At 71.2% G+C, this 16479-nt stretch carries 13 protein-coding genes; 1 reads left to right on the top strand and 12 read right to left on the bottom strand.

The window, feature by feature from the left end; genetic code table 11:
- Nucleotides 1-41: 41 nt before the first annotated feature.
- From ACWGKQ_RS27280 to ACWGKQ_RS27270, 3 genes are all read right to left on the bottom strand, one after another.
- On the bottom strand, nucleotides 42-1838 hold the full coding sequence (locus tag ACWGKQ_RS27280) for a gamma-glutamyltransferase family protein (RefSeq protein ID WP_453294590.1): 1797 nt from the start codon (nucleotides 1836-1838) through the stop codon (nucleotides 42-44).
- 126 nt (nucleotides 1839-1964) lie between these two features.
- Nucleotides 1965-3668 carry an LCP family protein gene (locus ACWGKQ_RS27275; protein WP_453294589.1) on the bottom strand — a complete coding sequence of 568 codons (1704 nt, stop codon included), beginning with the start codon at nucleotides 3666-3668 and terminating at the stop codon, nucleotides 1965-1967.
- A 203-nt stretch (nucleotides 3669-3871) separates the two neighbouring features.
- Nucleotides 3872-4234 (bottom strand): ArsR/SmtB family transcription factor, encoded by a 363-nt coding sequence (locus tag ACWGKQ_RS27270; RefSeq protein WP_453294588.1) that lies wholly within the window; start codon nucleotides 4232-4234, stop codon nucleotides 3872-3874.
- Between the two features lie 413 nt (nucleotides 4235-4647).
- On the opposite strand from ACWGKQ_RS27270, the gene ACWGKQ_RS27265 reads away from it, so the two are divergent.
- Nucleotides 4648-5331, top strand: coding sequence for a hypothetical protein (locus ACWGKQ_RS27265; protein ID WP_453294587.1), 684 nt, complete (start codon nucleotides 4648-4650; stop codon nucleotides 5329-5331).
- Nucleotides 5332-5371: 40 nt separating this feature from the next.
- On the opposite strand, the gene ACWGKQ_RS27260 is transcribed toward ACWGKQ_RS27265, so the two are convergent.
- From ACWGKQ_RS27260 to ACWGKQ_RS27220, 9 genes are all read right to left on the bottom strand, one after another.
- Nucleotides 5372-6892 (bottom strand): NCS1 family nucleobase:cation symporter-1, encoded by a 1521-nt coding sequence (locus ACWGKQ_RS27260; RefSeq protein WP_453294586.1) that lies wholly within the window; start codon nucleotides 6890-6892, stop codon nucleotides 5372-5374.
- Nucleotides 6893-7025: 133 nt separating this feature from the next.
- Nucleotides 7026-8045 carry a TIGR03842 family LLM class F420-dependent oxidoreductase gene (locus tag ACWGKQ_RS27255; RefSeq protein ID WP_453294585.1) on the bottom strand — a complete coding sequence of 340 codons (1020 nt, stop codon included), beginning with the start codon at nucleotides 8043-8045 and terminating at the stop codon, nucleotides 7026-7028.
- A gap of 11 nt (nucleotides 8046-8056) precedes the next feature.
- A complete protein-coding gene (gene hydA, locus ACWGKQ_RS27250) occupies nucleotides 8057-9460 on the bottom strand; it encodes a dihydropyrimidinase (protein WP_453294584.1) in 1404 nt (467 codons plus the stop codon).
- Nucleotides 9461-9560: 100 nt separating this feature from the next.
- Entirely contained in the window at nucleotides 9561-10403 is an 843-nt protein-coding gene (locus tag ACWGKQ_RS27245; protein ID WP_453294583.1) for a nitrilase-related carbon-nitrogen hydrolase, read from the bottom strand.
- Nucleotides 10404-10573: 170 nt separating this feature from the next.
- On the bottom strand, nucleotides 10574-12154 hold the full coding sequence (locus ACWGKQ_RS27240) for a PucR family transcriptional regulator (protein WP_453294582.1): 1581 nt from the start codon (nucleotides 12152-12154) through the stop codon (nucleotides 10574-10576).
- Nucleotides 12155-12328: 174 nt separating this feature from the next.
- Complete coding sequence (locus ACWGKQ_RS27235) at nucleotides 12329-13612, bottom strand: aspartate aminotransferase family protein (protein WP_453294581.1); 1284 nt, start codon at nucleotides 13610-13612, stop codon at nucleotides 12329-12331.
- The gene (locus ACWGKQ_RS27230) at nucleotides 13609-14451 is read right to left on the bottom strand and encodes a nitrilase-related carbon-nitrogen hydrolase (RefSeq protein WP_453294580.1); all 843 of its coding nucleotides are present in this window, start codon (nucleotides 14449-14451) and stop codon (nucleotides 13609-13611) included. Before ACWGKQ_RS27230 ends, ACWGKQ_RS27235 begins: the two co-directional genes overlap by 4 nt.
- Nucleotides 14452-14681: 230 nt before the next feature.
- Entirely contained in the window at nucleotides 14682-16076 is a 1395-nt protein-coding gene (locus tag ACWGKQ_RS27225; protein ID WP_453294579.1) for a hypothetical protein, read from the bottom strand.
- Between the two features lie 126 nt (nucleotides 16077-16202).
- The gene (locus ACWGKQ_RS27220) at nucleotides 16203-16454 is read right to left on the bottom strand and encodes a helix-turn-helix domain-containing protein (protein ID WP_351707725.1); all 252 of its coding nucleotides are present in this window, start codon (nucleotides 16452-16454) and stop codon (nucleotides 16203-16205) included.
- Nucleotides 16455-16479: the final 25 nt, after the last annotated feature.

The raw sequence follows: 16479 nt of genomic DNA, 5'->3' as shown, positions 1-16479 counted from the left end.
ATACGGACGAACAACCGGTGCCACCGGCGGCCGGACCGTCGTCAGCGCCCCACCGCGTAGCCCTGCATCCCGCGCGGGTTGGCCGCCGCCGACAGCACCCCTGTCTCCGGGTCCCGCGCCACCGCGCACAGCCGCCCCTCCGACCAGCCCGGACCGACCGTCACGTCGTGGCCGCGCCGCCGCAGTTCCGCCACCACGCCGGCGTCCGTGCGCGATTCGACGGTCAGGCTCCCGGGGCGGCGGCCGCGCGGGTAGAAGGAGCTGGGGAAGCTGTCGTTGTGCCAGTTCGGGGCGTCGATCGCACCCTGGAGGTCGAGGCCGCCGCGGACCTCGCCGCGCAGCGCCACGGCGAGGAAGAAGTGCAGCTGCCACTGGTCCTGCTGGTCGCCGCCGGGCGTGCCGAAGGCCAGCACCGGGACGCCGTCGCGCAGGGCGATCGACGGGCTGAGGGTGGTGCGGGGGCGGCGGCCGGGCGTGAGGGAGTTCGGCAGGCCCTCCTCCAGCCAGGTCATCTGGAGCCGGGTGCCCAGCGGGAAGCCCAGCTCGGGGACGACGGGGTTGGACTGGAGCCAGCCGCCGCTCGGGGTGGCCGCGATCAGGTTGCCCCAGCGGTCGACGACGTCCAGGTGGCAGGTGTCGCCCCGGGTGCTGCCGTCGGCGGCGACCTGCGCGACCGTCGGCTCACCGGCGCCCAGCGGATCGAAGGCGGTGCCCCCGCCGGCCGCCACGCGCGCGTACCCGGGCAGCCGGGGCGCGCGCCCGCCGGGGCGGCCGGGCCGCAGTCCGTCGGAGGCCTTGGCGCCGATGAGCTCCCGCCGCCCGGCGTTGTACTCGTCCGAGAGCAGCTCGGCCAGCGGCACCTCGGCCGCGTCCCCGTACCAGGCCTCGCGGTCGGCCATGGCGAGCTTGCAGCCCTCGACCAGGAGGTGGACGTAGTCGGCCGACCCGTACCCGGGCAGCTCGGGGGGCAGCAGGGCGAGCTGCTGGAGGAAGGCCGGGCCCTGGCTCCAGGGGCCGGCCTTGCACACGGTCCAGCCGTGCCAGTCGTAGGACACCGGGCTCTCGTAGCTGGCGGACCAGCCGGCCAGGTCGGCGGCGGTGAGGGTGCCGGTGTGCCGGGCGCCGCTGGTGTCCATGGCGGGGCGGGCGGCCTGCCGGACCAGGGCCTCGGCGATGAAGCCGGTGCGCCACACCTCGCGGGCCGCGTCGATCCGGGCCTCCCGGTCGCCGGCGCCCGCGGTCTCGGCGAGCAGCCGTTTCCAGGTGGCGGCGAGGGCGGGGTTGCGCAGGAGCTCACCGGTGCGGGGTGCCCGGCCGCCGGGCAGGTAGAGCTCGGCCGACGACGTCCACTCGGTCTCGAAGAGCCTGCGGACGCTGTCCACCGTCGCGCCGACGTTCTCCACGGGCGGGTGCCCGTCCTCGGCGTACCCGATGGCGTACCGGAGGACCTCGTCCAGGGTCTTGGTGCCGTGGTCGCGCAGCAGGAGCAGCCAGGCGTCGAAGGCACCGGGGACGGCCGCGGCCAGCGGGCCGGTGCCGGGGACGAGGTCCAGGCCGAGCCCCCGGTAGTGGGCGACGGTGGCGCCGGCCGGGGCCACGCCCTGTCCGCACAGCACCCGCACCTCGCCGCCGGCCGGGGCGAACAGGATCGGCACCTCGCCGGCCGGTCCGTTGAGGTGCGGCTCGACCACGTGCAGGACGAAGGCGCCGGCGACGGCCGCGTCGTACGCGTTGCCGCCGCTCTCCAGGACCGCCATCGCCGACTGGGAGGCCAGCCAGTGCGTGGACGAGACCATGCCGAAGGATCCCTGGAGCGTCGGTCGGGTGCTGAACTGCATCTCTCACCTCGGCGTTCGGGTTCGTCAGCCGGCCTCACGAGTACCGATCGGACAGCAGACTACCGATCCGGGTGCGCCCTACGGGGGGGGCGGCGGGAGGCGCACTCTCGCCCTCGCCGCTCCCCGTCACTCGTCGGAGTCGGGCTTGCTGGTCGCCGCCGCGTAGGCCTGGGCCGGCGTCATCGCGACCCCGTTAAGGCTGACCGTCTTGTAGGGGCTGACCTTGGCGCAGGTCTTGGAGTCGTTGGCGGTGGAGGCGTTGGCGTTGGCGACGGCTGCCTTGGTGTCACCGGAGCTGGCCGGGTAGGTGGTGCCGCTCGTCCAGTCGCTGCCGATCACCAGGGTCACGCCGGTGCCGCTGCCCGACTTGAGGTGCGAGCTCGGTACGTCGAGGGCCTTGGCGACGGTCTGCGCCTCGGCCTTGTCACCGCTGCCGTAGGTCAGGGTGGTCGTGGTCGCGGAGCTCGGGGCGTTGGCCGTGCTCGTGCCGGTGCTGAAGCCCTGGGAGATCAGGGAGTTCGCGATGGCGGAGGCGCGGCCCGTGATGCCGGTGCCGTTCTCGACGGTCACGGCGATCTGGGACGCGGGAACGGTCGCGGTGGGCGTCGGTTTCGCACTGGCCGTCGCCGAGGCCGCCGACGACTTCTTGCCCGAACTGGTGGTCAGGGACTGGTCGTTGGCCATCGTGGCGAACAGGTCCTTGGCGCCGTTGCCGACCACCACGCGGTTGCTGTTGTTGGGGTCGGGCGCGGTCTGCATGGTCGTGAAGGTCATCCGCTTGGTGGGGACCTTGTTCACGTCGGCCGCCAGCGAGATCAGCTTCTTGACGGTGCCGAGGCCGTCGTCCACGGTCAGCGCCTTGGTGGCGGCGTCCGCGAGGCTGTAGACCGCGGCGGGGTCGGTGAGGGTGCCCGCACTCTTGAACTTGCGGATCATCGCGCTGAGGAAGATGTGCTGGGAGACGGTACGGCCGAGGTCGCTGCCGTCGCCGAAGCCGTGCCGGGAGCGGACGAACTCCAGCGCGGCCTGCCCCTTGAGGGTGTGGCTGCCCTTGGACAGCTTCAGGTGCGAGTACGTGTCGTACACGTTGGAGCTCACGCACACCGAGACACCGCCGACCGCGTCGGACATCTTGACCACACCGGAGAAGTCCAGCTTCACGAAGTGGTCGATGGGGATGCCGGTGAGCTGGTGCACGGTGGCGACCTGGCAGGCGGCGCCGTACTGGAGGGCGCTGTTGACCTGGCCGTAGTAGCCGGAGGTGGACTGGCCGCTCGAACTGTCCTTGCACGCGGGGACGTCGACCATGGTGTCGCGGGGGATGCTCATGACCGTCGCGTTGGAGCGGTCGGCGGATATGTGGACGACCATCTCCACGTCCGCGTTGCCGTTGCCGGTCTGCACCCCGGTCTGGGAACAGCCGCCGCCGAGCTTGCAGTCGGTCTTGCTGGTCCGCGCGTCCGAGCCGATCACCAGGATGTTGATCGGGGTCCGGCCGAAGGCGTCGGCCTTCTCGGTACCGCCCTTGCCGTCCAGGGAGACGCTGTTGATGTTGCCGTTGAGGTGCTGGTAGAACCACCAGCCGGCGCCGGCCGTGACCAGGACCAGGACGGCCGTGCACAGGCCGAGGATCTTCATGACCCGCTTGCCGCGGCCCGCCGGTCTGGCCCGCCGGGAGCCCCTGCTACCGCGGGTCTTGGCCGCCTGCCGGGCGGCGGCCCGGCCGCCGTGCGGCCGCGTCCCGTCGGGCAGGGCTCCGCGCTGTCCGGGCACCCGGTCGGTGCGGCTGCGCGTGGCCTGGCCTCCCGGGCCGTCCCACGGGTCGGTCATCTTCCACTCCCATGAACGGTCGGGTCCGTCTGCGGGCACGGTCGGGCGCGAGGTGGGCCCGTTCGGGTTGCGTGATTGCGCAATCTAACAAATCCATAGCTGCGGCAGCACAGACCCCACCACATTTCACAGGTGAGGGATCTCATGAAACCTCCGGGACACACCTGCCGTCGCCCCTCGCGCACCGGCCCGTGGCCGCGCGGTCAGACGCCGGCCTCGTACAACCGCCGCACCGGCGCCGGGGCCTGGTGGGAGCGCGCGGTCAGCTGCCCGACGGTCACCCGCACCACGGTCACGATGTCCGGATCGCCCACGTAGTAGACCTGCCGCCGCCCCTCCCGCCGGGACCGCACCAGGCCGGCCAGCTTGAGTTTGGCCAGGTGCTGGCTGACCGCAGGCAGGGCGCCACCGACCCGGTCGGCGAGGCGCGTCACATCGCTCTCGCCCTGGGACAGCACCCACATGATGTGCAGCCGGGCCGGCGAGGCGAGTAGCCCGAACACTGCGGCCGCCTCCGTCAGCACCCCGTCGGAGAGGTCCGCGAAGCCCTCGACGTCCTCCCCCACAACTCACTCCCTCCCGCCACGTTCCCCGCACAGTCGCCCACTCAGTGTAGCCGCGCCGTCACCCCTCCCGTACGGCCTCCCCGCAATGCCCGGCATGTCCCTCCACGCTTGCGCAACAACGCAACTCGGCAGGGCGGTACCCGTACTCCCACGGGGCGCCGGACGGCTCGACGGTGACTCCGGTCACCCTCGGAGGCCGGATGCAGTCACGACATTCCGGATGTACAAGGACCGCGGACATACGACATTCCGGATGTAGAGGGACGGCCCCCGGCCGCCGTCAACAGGGCGCCGGGCCCTGCCCGCAGGCAAGGCATCGATTCCACTTCCGCCCCACAGGGACTCGTGTGAAACTGGCGTCCCGTCCGCAGTGTGGACTCCTCCGCACACCGTCCCCCAGCGAGAAGTGCGACTTGCGTTCTCTTCCACTGCCGCTCGCCCTCACCGCGCGCCTGACGCCGGTCGCCGTGCTCGCCTGTGCGGGCTGGGTGATGGCGTCGGGCCCGGACACGACGACGTCCACCAGCGCCTCCGGTGACACCTCGGCCCAGCAGACGGCCGGCCAGTCGGGGAGCGACGCCCCGTCGACGTCCTCCGCCTCGACGGCGGCCGCCAAGACGTACTCCGCCGCTCCCGCCCCCTGCGGCAGCATCCCCGTGGCCACCATCAAGTCGCTGGTGCCCGGCGCGAAGACGGCCGGCAAGGAGATCCCCTCCACGGACACCAAGCTGCGCCGCACCTGCTCCTGGAACGCGCTCAAGGGGTACGACTACCGCTGGCTCGACGTCTCCTTCGAGATCATGGACACGGATACGGCGGCCGCCAAGGAGTACAAGGACCGGGTCGCCGAGAAGAGCGGCGGCGGGGCCGTGCCGGGGCTCGGCGACAGCGGCTACTCGGTCGTGAACCTCACCACCGAGGACAAGCAGCAGACCCGTGAGGGCGTGGTGATGGCCCAGGTCTCCAACGCGCTGGTGGTCGTCACCTACAACGGCAGCGACTTCGAGTCCAAGAAGGCGCCCGGCACGGACGTGATCAACAAGGGTGCCATCAAGGCGGCGAAGAGCGCGGTGACCGCGTTGAAGGGCAGCCAGTAGCCGGACCGGCTGCCCTTCGTCCGCACGCCGTGCCGCCTGCTCATGCCTCCTTGGGCCGCACCAGCCGGGTCAGCCCCAGGTACAGCACCATGGACGTGCCGAGACCGACCGCCCAGCCGTAGTCGGCGAGCGAGGACAGGGCCGGGACGGGACGGCCGTCGATCAGCGGTTTGAAGCTGGCGCCGCCGATCGCGAGGATGCCGCCGACCAGGAAGGCGACGACCGCCCGCCAGTTCCAGCCGCCGTCGTACCAGTAACGGCCGCCCGTGCGGTACAGGTCGGTCAGGTCGAGGCGGGTGCGGCGCAGGATCCAGTAGTCGGCGATGAGGATGCCGGCGACCGTGCCGAGCAGACCGCCGACCAGGCCGAGCCAGGTGAAGATGTAGCCCTGCGGGTCGGAGTACAGCTTCCACGGGAAGATCAGCACGCCGAGGACGCAGGTGGCCAGCGCGCCGGTGCGGAAACTGATCTTCCGGGGCGCGATGTTGGAGAAGTCGAAGGCGGGCGAGACCAGGTTGGCCGCGATGTTCACGGAGAGCGTCGCGACGAGGACGGTGACCAGGGCGTAGAGCAGGCCGATCACGTTGTCCGTCTTGGCGGCCAGCTGCACCGGGTCCCAGATGGGCTCCCCGTAGACGGCCTGCGAGCCGGAGGTCACCAGGACGGAGAGGAAGGCGAAGAGGGTCATGGTGGTGGGCAGGCCGAGGGCCTGGCCCCGGGTCTGGGCCTTCTGGCTCCTGCCGTACCGGGTGAAGTCGGGGATGTTCAGCGACAGCGTCGACCAGAAGCCGATCATGCCCATCAGGGACGGCCAGAAGATCTTCCAGAAGCCGCCGCCCCAGCCGAGCTTGGAGGGCTGGTCGAAGAGCGGGCCGAGGCCGCCCGCCTTGTTGCTGATCCAGATCAGCATCACGACGGCGCCGACGATCACGAAGGGCGCCGCCCAGTTCTCGAAGCGGCGGATGGTGTCCATGCCCCGGTAGATGATCGCGACCTGGAGCACCCAGAAGAGCCCGAACGACAGCCACATGGTCCAGGCGTAGCCGCCGATGTGCGAGGCGTTGGCCCAGCTGTCGCCGATCAGTTTGCCGGCGAGGAAGTAGATGGCCTCGCCGCCGATCCAGGTCTGGATGCCGAACCAGCCGCAGGCCACCAACGCCCTTACGACGGCCGGCAGGTTGGCGCCGCGCACGCCGAAGGAGGCACGGGCGAAGACCGGGAAGGGGATGCCGTACTTCGGCCCGGCGTGCCCGGTGAGCAGCATCGGGACGAGGACGATCAGGTTGGCGAGGGCGATGGTGAACACGGCCTGTTTCCAGTCCATGCCGACCGCGATGAGCCCGGAGGCGAGGGTCCAGGAGGCCGTGTTGTGGGCCATACCGACCCAGAGCGCGGAGAAGTTGTACGTGGTCCAGGTGCGCTTCTCGATGGGGACCGGCAGCAGGTCCTCGTTGGCGTACGGACCGCTCGGCGGCGGGGAGCCCGGGGTGAGCTCGACGCGCCCGTCGGGGAGGGAGACTTGACCGGAGATGGGTATGGCCGAGGGAGCGGTGTCGGTCATGGGCAGGCCAATCGGGGTGAGGTGGGACGGGAGAGAGGCCGTGCGGGCGGGGCGGGGGGTACGCGCGTGCGGGGTGCGCCCTGACCCCCTTCCCGGGACGGCGGGAAGGGGGAGACCAACTGCCAGGTGCGGGCTAGCCGTTGACGGCCGGGATGACCTTCGTCCCGTACGCGTCGATGGTGGCCTCCTGGGCGTCGTGCATGTCGTAGACGGCGAACTGGTCGACGCCCAGCTCGCGCAGGGCGTTCAGCTTCTCGATGTGCTTCTCGGCCGGGCCGATGACGCAGAAACGGTCGACGATCTCGTCGGGGACGAACTCGGTGTCGGGGTTGCCGCTGCGCCCGTGGTGCGAGTAGTCGTACCCCTGGCGGGCCTTGATGTAGTCGGTGAGTTCGTCGGGTACGGCGGCGGAGTGCTCGCCGTACTTGGCGACCAGGTCGGCGACGTGGTTGCCGACCATGCCGCCGAACCAGCGGCACTGGTCTCGGGCGTGGGCGAGGGCCTCGGGCGAGTCGTCCTCGGTCACGTAGGCCGGGGCCGCGACGCAGACGGTCACCTCGGACGGGTCGCGTCCGGCGGCCACGGCCGCGTCCTTCACCGCCTTGACCATGTACTCGGTGAGGTAGAGGTCGGAGAGCTGGAGGATGAACCCGTCGGCCTCCTCACCGGTCATCTTCAGGGCCTTCGGACCGTACGCGGCCATCCAGACGGGGAGTTGGGCGCCCGGTTTGACCCACGGGAACCTGACGACGGTACCGCCGAGGTCGGCCTCGTCGCCTCGGCCGAGGGCCCGGATGACCTTCATGGCCTCGCTGATCCGGGCGAGGGTGTTGGGCTTGCGGCCGGCCACCCGCATCGCGGAGTCGCCGCGGCCGATGCCGCAGACCGTGCGGTTGCCGAACATGTCGTTGAGGGTCGCGAAGGTGGAGGCGGTGACCTCCCAGGTGCGGGTGCCCGGGTTGGTGACCATCGGGCCGACCGTCAACTTGCTCGTGTTGGCGAGGATCTGACTGTAGATCACGAACGGCTCCTGCCAGAGCACGGCGGAGTCGAAGGTCCAGCCGTAGCGGAAGCCGTTGCGTTCGGCCCGTTTCATCAGGCTGACGACCCGGGAGGCCGGCGGGTCGGTCTGCAGGACGAGTCCGAAGTCCATGGGCGCGTCTCCTAGTTGAGGTACTGACAGGTGGAGCGCGGGGTGTAGACGCCGTGCCCGGCGTGTCCGGTGTACTCCCGCTCGGTGATGACGGGTTCGCCGCGCGAGAGGACCGTCTCGACCCGGCCGGTCAGGCGCTTGCCCTCGTATGCCGAGTAGTCGACGTTCATGTGGTGGGTCTCGGCGGAGACGACCTGCTCTGCATGGGGGTCGTAGATGACGACGTCCGCGTCGGCGCCCGGGGTGATGGTGCCCTTCTTCGGATACATGCCGAACATCCGGGCCGGGGTGGCGCAGGCGATCTCGATCCAGCGGCGGCGCGAGATGTGCCCGTCGACGACGGCCTGGTGGAGCAGGTCCATGCGGTTCTCGACGCCGGGCAGGCCGTTGGGGATCTTCGAGAAGTCGCCGCGGCCCAGCTCCTTCTGGCCGACGAAGCAGAAGGGGCAGTGGTCGGTGGAGACGACCTGGAGGTCGTTGGTCCGAAGGCCCTGCCAGAGCTTGGCCTGGTGCTCCTTGGGGCGAAGAGGCGTGCTGCACACGTACTTCGCGCCCTCGAAGTCGGGCTCGGCGAGATTGTCGGTGGAGAGGAAGAGGTACTGCGGGCAGGTCTCGCCGAAGACGGGGAGCCCTTCGTCGCGGGCCCGGGCCAGCTCGGCGACCGCCTCCATCGCCGACACGTGTACGACGTACAGGGGTGCGCCGGCGACCTGGGCGAGCTTGATGGCGCGGTGCGTGGCCTCGGCTTCGAGGAGCGCCTTGCGCACCTCGCCGTGGTAGCGGGGGTCGGTCTCCCCGCGCGCCAGCGCCTGTTCCACGAGGACGTCGATGGCGATGCCGTTCTCGGCGTGCATCATGATCAGACCGCCGTTCTCGGCGGAGCGCTGCATGGCGCGCAGGATCTGGCCGTCGTCGGAGTAGAAGACGCCCGGGTAGGCCATGAACTGCTTGAAGGAGGTCACCCCCTCCTCCACCAGCAGGTCCATCTCCTTGAGCGTCTCCTGGTTCACATCGGAGACGATCATGTGGAAGCCGTAGTCGATCGCGCAGTTGCCCTCGGCCTTGGCGTGCCAGGCGTCCAGCCCCTCGCGCAGGCTGTGGCCGACGCTCTGCACGGCGAAGTCGACGATGGTGGTCGTACCGCCCCAGGCGGCGGCCCGGGTGCCGGTCTCGAAGGTGTCGGAGGCGAAGGTGCCGCCGAACGGCAGCTCCATGTGGGTGTGGGCGTCGACGCCGCCCGGGATGACGTACTTGCCGGTGGCGTCGATGGTCCGCTCGGCGGTGAAGGCCTCGGCGGCGGGGGTGCCGGTCGCCGCGAGGGCGGCGATGCGGCCGTCCTCGATCAGGACGTCGGCGTGGATCTCGTCGGACGCGGTGATGACGAGTCCGCCACGGATGAGAGTGCGGCCGACCATGGGGTCACGCTCCGTTCGGTTGTCGGGACAGTGCCGGTCGTCGGTGGCTGGTCGCGCAGTTCCCCGCGCCCCTTCGGGGGCGCGATCTTCGGGGGCGCGGTCAGGGAGCCGTCAGTGGGGCGTACGCGTCCGGGCGGCGGTCGCGGAAGAACTGCCAGCGGTCGCGGACCTCGCGGAGCTTGGCCAGGTCCAGGTCGCGGACGACGAGTTCGGTCTCCTTGTCGGAGGCGACCTCGCCGACGAACCGGGCCTCCGGGTCCACGAAGTAGGAGGTCCCGTAGAAGTCGTTGTCGCCCAGGTCCTCCACGCCGACCCGGTTGATCGCGCCGACGAAGTACTCGTTGGCGACGGCCGCCGCCGGCTGCTCCAACTGCCAGAGGTAGCGGGAGAGTCCGCGCGAGGTGGCCGACGGGTTGAAGACGATCTCGGCGCCCGCGAGGCCCAACGCCCGCCAGCCTTCCGGGAAGTGGCGGTCGTAGCAGATGTAGACGCCGATCTTCCCGACGGCCGTCTCGAAGATCGGCCAGCCCGCGTTCCCCGGGCGGAAGTAGAACTTCTCCCAGAATCCGGGGACCTGGGGGATGTGGTGCTTGCGGTACTTGCCGAGGTACGAGCCGTCGGCGTCGATCACGGCGGCGGTGTTGTAGAGGACGCCGGGCTGTTCCTCCTCGTACACCGGCAGGATCAGGACGAGACCCAGTTCGCGGGCGAGGGCCTGGAAACGCTGGACGATCGGGCCGTCCGGGACCTGCTCGGCGTACTCGTAGAAGGCCTTGTCCTGGACCTGGCAGAAGTAGGGCCCGTAGAACAGCTCCTGGAAGCACAGGACCTGGGCGCCCTGCGCGGCCGCGTCGCGGGCCGCCTGCTCGTGGACCTGGATCATCGACTCCTTGTCGCCGGTCCAGGCGGTCTGGAAGAGGGCGGCACGAATCACTCGGCTCATCGGGACCTCCGGTCGCTCGGGCGTGTGTCGCTCGATGTGCGAGGAGCCTAGGAAGTCCGAAAGCGGGCTTTGAGTGCCATCGTGTCACGTCTGCGGGCGTCCGGCGTGCCACCGTGTCACGCTGCCGCTGGCCCATGTTTCACCGCCGTTTTCCCAGGTCGTCACAGGTTTCACTGCTGTTGCGCGTCGTGCGCGAGGAGTGCGATGTGCACGGAGGCCGCCTGCTCGAAGTCGTCGAGGTCGACTCCGAGCCGGGTCTGTATCGCCTCCAGCCGGCGGTAGAGCGCGGGCCGGGAGACGTGGTGGAGCTGGGCGGTGCGGGACTTGTTGCGGCCGGTGGCGAGGTAGGTCCGCAGGACGCCAAGGAGGTCCTGGTCGCTGCCGGTCCCGCACAGCAGCCCGTCCAGCTCGCGCTCGGCGAACGACTGGACGTGCGGGTCGTCGCGCAGCAGCCGGATCAGGCCGCGCAGGTGGACGTCCCTGAGGCGGACGACGGCCGGGAGGTCGAGGGCGGCGGCGGTGTCGGCGACCGCGTCGGCGACGTGCTGGGCCTCGCGCAGACCGACGGGCACGTCGTCCCACACGGTCCTGGCGCCCGCGGCTGCGACCACCGCCCGGGGCCCCGCCGACTCGTCGTGCAGCCGGGCGGCGAAGTGCGCGGCGAGCGCGTCGGCGTCCTGGTCGCGGGCGAGGCTGAGGAGTACGGCGGTGGTCCGCTCGGTGAGTTCGGCGACGAGTCCGGGCAGGCCCAGCAGGCGCAGGATCCGCTCCAGTTGGGCCGGTTCGGCGTCCCGTACGACGAGCGGGACGAAGGCCCGCCGGTTGACGGGGAGACCGGCCGCCCGGGCCCTGGGCAGCAGCTGACGCGCCGGTACGACCCCGGAGACCAGGTCGGTCAGCAGGCTCTGTGCGGACTGCTCCTCCCAGGTGTGGGCGGAACCGCCGCCGAGCATCCGGTGCAGCACCAGGGCCTCGGCGGCGCGGTCCGCGAGCAGCCGGCCGGTGGCGGTGTCGCCGCGGTGGCCGCAGAGCATGATCTGGCCCCAGCGCTCCCCCCGGCCGCCCAGTTCGGCACGGATCCAGCCGTCGCCGGCGCTGCCGCCGGCCTGCCGGGCGATGCGCTCCCAGTCCCGCAGCACGTCGTCCACGGCCGACCGCTCCCCCGCGGTGGCGAGGACCCGGTGCGCGAGGTTGGTGACGACGACGGGGCAGGCGCTGTGCACGGCGACTTCGTCGAGGAGCCGCTGGAGGGGGGCGCCGGCCGTGATCAGGCCGGTGAGGGCGGTACGGACCGACTCGGAGAGGCTGACGGCGGCGAACTTCCGCCGGACCAGGCGGGACTGGACCTCCTCGGTCAGCTCGGCGAAGGGGAAGGGGCGGTGCAGGACCACCAGGGGGAGGCCGCAGCGGTCCGCTGCGCGGCGCATGGCGTCGGGGGGAGCGGGGAAGGCGCGGCCGAGGCCGAGGACCACGGCGGCGGCCTCGGACCGGTGCAGGGACTGGATGTACTCGGCCTGTTTGTGCTCGTCGCCGGCGAGCAGGACGCCGGTGGTGAGGACCATTTCACCGCCGGTGAGCATGACGCCGACGTCGGGGGCCTCGGCGACGTGTACCCAGCGGACGGGGCGGTCGAGGTGGGCGGCGGCGGCCACCACCTCGGGGTCGCCGGCCAGGACCCTTTCCAGGGCGAGGATCTGGCGGACCGACAGTATGGGGTCGGTGGTGTTCGGGGGATCCCAGGTGGCGGTCATCTTGCGTGATCCCTTGGTCGGGTTCGGTGCGTTCGTAGACTGCGGGCCGGTGGGGGTTGATCGCGCAGTTCCCCGCGCCCCTAAAAAACAGGGGGCTGCACGGCGCCCCTTCAGGGGCGCGGGGAACTGCGCGACCAGCCGCGACGGCGCCGCAGTCGACACACGGCGGGTCGCCTAGTAGGCACTCCTCAGCGCCTGTTCGAGGATCGTCGCGCCCTCCTCCGCCTCCGCCACCGTCAAGGACAACGGCGGGGCGATGCGCAGCGCGCTGGTGTTGTGGCCGCCGCCCTTGCCGATCAGGAGGCCGCCCTCGCGGGCCGCTTCCAGGATGGCCGAGGCGGACTTGGGGTCGGCCTCGTCGGTGCCGGGCTTGACCAGTTCGACGCCGATCATCAGGCCGCGGCCGCGCACCTCGCGGACGCCGGGCAGTTGGGCGGCGACGGCGCGGAGGCGTTCGATGAGGAGGCCGCCGACGCGGCGGGCGTTGCCCTGGAGGTCGTGCTCCAGGAGGTACGACAGGTTGGCGAGGCCGGCGGCCATGGTGATCTGGGTGCCGCCGAACGTCGAGATGCTGTTGGAGTCCAGGCAGTTCATGATCTCGGAGCGGGCCACCACCCCGCCGATGGAGCTGCCGTTGCCGATGCCCTTGGCGAAGGTGAGGATGTCCGGCGGGCCGCTCTGGCCGTGTGCCTGCCAGCCCCAGAAGTGCTCGCCGGTGCGGCCCCAGCCGGTCTGCACCTCGTCGGCGATCCAGAGGATGCCCTGCTCCTGGAGGACCTTGCGGAAGGCCGCGTACAGTCCGTCGGGCGGTGAGGTGAAGCCGCCGACGCCCTGGATGGGCTCGGCGATCAGCGCGGCCGGCGGGCGGGTGTGGCCGAGGAGGTCGCGCAGGTCGTCGACGCAGGCCGCGATGAAGTCACGGTCGTTCAGCTCGGCGAACGGGCCGCGGGTGCGGACGCCGCCGTGGACGTACAGCGTCTGGAGCGGGGACAGCGAGGTCGGGGACCAGCCCTTGTTGCCGGTGATGCCGACCGCGCTGAAGGAGCGGCCGTGGTAGCTGTTGCGCATCGCCAGGATGGTGTTGGTGCGCCGGTAGGTCGTCGCCAGCAGCAGGGCCGTGTCGTTGGCCTCGGTGCCGGAGGTGGTGAAGAAGACCCGGGCGTCCGGGATGCCGCTCAACTGGGCGATCCGCTCGGCGAGTTCGACCATCGGGCGGTTGAGGTAGAGCGTGGAGGAGTGGAGGATCCGGCCGGCCTGCTCGCTCACCGCCTTCGTCACCTCGGGGAGCGCGTGCGCGGTCATCGTGGTGAGGATGCCGCCGAAGAAGTCGAGGTACCGGTTGCCGTCCGCGTCCCAGACGTGCCGTCCCTCACCGTGCGTGATCTCGAGGGGCTCGTCGTAGTAGAGGGCCAGCCAGTCGGGCAGGACCTGGCGGTGGCGGGCGAAGAGTTCGTTCACGGCTGTACCAGCCCTTCGTAGGCGTCGGGACGGCGGTCGCGGTAGAAGGCCCACTGCTGCCGCACTTCTTCGATGAGATCGAAGTCGAGGTCTCGGACGACGAGTTCCTCGCCCTTGTCGCTCGCGACCTCCCCCACGAACTGCCCACGTGGATCGACGAAATAGCTCGTCCCGTAGAAGTCGTTGTCCCCGTACTCCTCCTGGCCCACCCGGTTGATGGCGGCGATGAAGTACTCGTTGGCGACCGCGGCGGCCGGCTGCTCCAGCTGCCAGAGGTAGGCCGACAGGCCGCGTGAGGTGGCCGACGGGTTGTAGACCAACTGGGCGCCGTTGAGGCCGAGTTGCCGCCAGCCCTCCGGGAAGTGGCGGTCGTAGCAGATGTACACGCCGACCTTGCCGACGGCGGTGTCGAAGACCGGCCAGCCGGCGTTCCCGGGCTTGAAGTAGTACTTCTCCCAGAAGCCCTTGACCTGCGGGATGTGGTGCTTTCGGTACTTGCCGAGAACGGTGCCGTCGGCGTCGATCACGGCGGCGGTGTTGTAGTAGAAGCCGGACTGCTCGACCTCGAAGACCGGGACGACGATCACCATGCCGGTCTCGCGCGCGAGTTCCTGCATACGGCGGGTGGTGGGGCCGTCCGGGACCGGCTCGGCCCAGCGGTAGTGCTCGGGTTCCTGGACCTGGCAGAAGTAGGGGGCGTTGAAGACTTCCTGAAATCCGATGATCTTCGCGCCTTGGCGGGCCGCCTCGCGGGCGTACTCCTCGTGTTTCGCCACCATGGACTCGGTGTCGCCGGTCCAGGTGGCCTGGACCAGAGCGGCGCGTACGACGTTGGCCATGAGCTGCTCCTTCTACGCCCGTAGAGGGTCGAAAGTAAGCCTCCTCGGAGTCCTTGCCAAGACCATCGTCGTTAAGCCGCCGAGTCCATCACGTTTCTAACCTGGCTGGCGGATGCGGGGGCCGTCCCGGAAGCGCCGTTTCAGCTCGGCGGCCGTTCCCGACTTGAGGTGCGTGGGGGCTGGTCGCGCAGTTCCCCGCGCCCCTGTCGGGGCGCTTCAGCCCAGGCATGTCAAACCGCGAGGCCCGCCACTCGCAGGGCGTGGAGCACATCCCAGTGGCATTGGTCCGAGAACGACTGCGCCGAGCGAAGAAGCAGCGGCACCAGGCGTACCGGATCCGGTTCCGCGCTGTGGGCCGCCTCCTCCGGGGTGCGGACCTGGACGTAGGTGTCCAGCAGGGCCCGGGCCTCGCGGTGGCGACCCGCCGTGTCCAGGGCGAGGACGGCCTCGCCGATCTCGGTGGCGGGGCGGGCGACGCCCTGGCGCAGGATCTGCCGGCCGTCGTCGGTCCGGCCCGCGGCGGTGAGGGCGTCGGCGGCCGCGACCAGCCGCGCGGGCGGCAGCGAGGCCGCCTCCCACAGCAGCGTGGCCCAGTCGGCGCCGAGTCCGGCCCGCTGGAGGGCGTCCGCGAGCAGCGGGAAGCGGGCGGCGGGCCAGTGCGCGACCTCGGCCAGGAGGGCGTGCGCCTCTCCGGTGCGGCCCTGGGCCCGCAGCCCTTCGAGCCGCTCCACCGCCTCCGCCACGGCCTGCCCCGCCTCCTCGTCGGGCTGTGCCGGCGCCGGCTCCGGCCGCGCCGGAACCTCGGTGGCCCCGGCGAACCGGGCACCGCGCGGGGTACGACGAGCAGTGGCGGCCGTGGGCACGGACGACACGTCCGGCGTCTGCGGTACGACGGTGGGCGCGGCCTCGTCCTCGGCCATGCCGGCGAACCGGGCACTGCCCCGCCGCCGCTTGCGCTGCTTGGCCGGGGCGGGGTCCGGGACCGGGTCGGGGGCTGGGGCTGGGGCGGGGGCAGACGCCGGGGCCGGGGTCGGGGTCGGCTCGGGAGTCGCGGCCGGGATCCATGCCGTTGCGCCCTCGTCGGGCGCGGTGCCGACCGGGCGGCCGGCGAGTTCGGCCCGGTGCTCCAGCCTCCCGATCCGGGCCCGGAGTTCGGCACACCGGGCGGTCGCCCGTTCGTGGTCGTCGCGGGCCCAGGCGAGGTCGACGCTCAGGGCCTCGGCCTCCTCGCGGGAGTACGCGGAGTCGAGGGCGCGGCCGAGCTGGGCCAGCCGTTCGGCGGCGTACCGCTGTTCGCGGAACGTGACGTCGAGGCGGTCGCCCAGATCCTCGCGGGCGCCGGGCCGGGAGTCGTACGCGGTGAGCGCGTCGGCGTGCAGCGGCCGGGCCTGTTCGGCCTCGTGTGCGGCGGCCCCCGTACCGTAGACGGTCGCGAGGTCCTGGAGCAGCGCCTCCACCACGTCCCAGGGCGGCACCTCGCGCCCGCCGAGGCAGGCCTGCATACCGTCGGGGTCGCGCTGCCAGAAGACGGCGCACCAGCCGCCGCCCTGGTCCAGGCGCGCCAGCAAGCCGTTCAGGTAGTTCGCGAACTCCCGCACCCGGCCGGGGAGTTGATCCACAGCCATCGCTCGACTCCCGCCAGACCGGAACACTCCGGCTCCGTAGGCAACACCAGGTGTGTTACGGGGTTGCTACAGGGAGTTTTCAGCGGGCACGCAGAACCCTCATTGCCCGATCTTGACCGATGCGCGTCACACGACGACCAGAGCGCACCGCTCCACCAGGTCGTCCATCGACAGGCCCAGTGCGCGGGCCAGCGCGGCGACGGTGAAGAAGGCGGGGGTCGGCGCCCGCCCGGTCTCGATCTTGCGGAGGGTCTCGGCCGAGATGCCCGCCGCGGCGGCCACCTCGGTCATGCTCCGGCCGCCGCGCGCCTCGCGCAGCAACCGCCCGAGCCGCTCGCCGCGTTCACGTTCTTCCGGAGTGAGAGGGGTGCGTACCATGCCGCCATTCTAACCCGGTCGAGAA

This window comes from Streptomyces sp. NPDC054770, from assembly GCF_053611985.1.
The sequence above is the reverse complement of the archived record's forward strand: the minus strand, read 5'-3'. Positions and strand labels throughout refer to the sequence as shown.

What these genes read in the sequence shown, in the direction of transcription:
- ACWGKQ_RS27280 (WP_453294590.1), bottom strand. Translation starts at nt 1,838, where the DNA reads ATGCAGTTCAGCACCCGACCGACGCTCCAGGGATCCTTCGGCATGGTC.
- ACWGKQ_RS27275 (WP_453294589.1), bottom strand. Translation starts at nt 3,668, where the DNA reads ATGACCGACCCGTGGGACGGCCCGGGAGGCCAGGCCACGCGCAGCCGC.
- ACWGKQ_RS27260 (WP_453294586.1), bottom strand. Translation starts at nt 6,892, where the DNA reads ATGACCGACACCGCTCCCTCGGCCATACCCATCTCCGGTCAAGTCTCC.
- ACWGKQ_RS27255 (WP_453294585.1), bottom strand. Translation starts at nt 8,045, where the DNA reads ATGGACTTCGGACTCGTCCTGCAGACCGACCCGCCGGCCTCCCGGGTC.
- hydA (WP_453294584.1), bottom strand. Translation starts at nt 9,460, where the DNA reads ATGGTCGGCCGCACTCTCATCCGTGGCGGACTCGTCATCACCGCGTCC.
- ACWGKQ_RS27245 (WP_453294583.1), bottom strand. Translation starts at nt 10,403, where the DNA reads ATGAGCCGAGTGATTCGTGCCGCCCTCTTCCAGACCGCCTGGACCGGC.
- ACWGKQ_RS27240 (WP_453294582.1), bottom strand. Translation starts at nt 12,154, where the DNA reads ATGACCGCCACCTGGGATCCCCCGAACACCACCGACCCCATACTGTCG.
- ACWGKQ_RS27230 (WP_453294580.1), bottom strand. Translation starts at nt 14,451, where the DNA reads ATGGCCAACGTCGTACGCGCCGCTCTGGTCCAGGCCACCTGGACCGGC.
- ACWGKQ_RS27225 (WP_453294579.1), bottom strand. Translation starts at nt 16,076, where the DNA reads ATGGCTGTGGATCAACTCCCCGGCCGGGTGCGGGAGTTCGCGAACTAC.
- ACWGKQ_RS27220 (WP_351707725.1), bottom strand. Translation starts at nt 16,454, where the DNA reads ATGGTACGCACCCCTCTCACTCCGGAAGAACGTGAACGCGGCGAGCGG.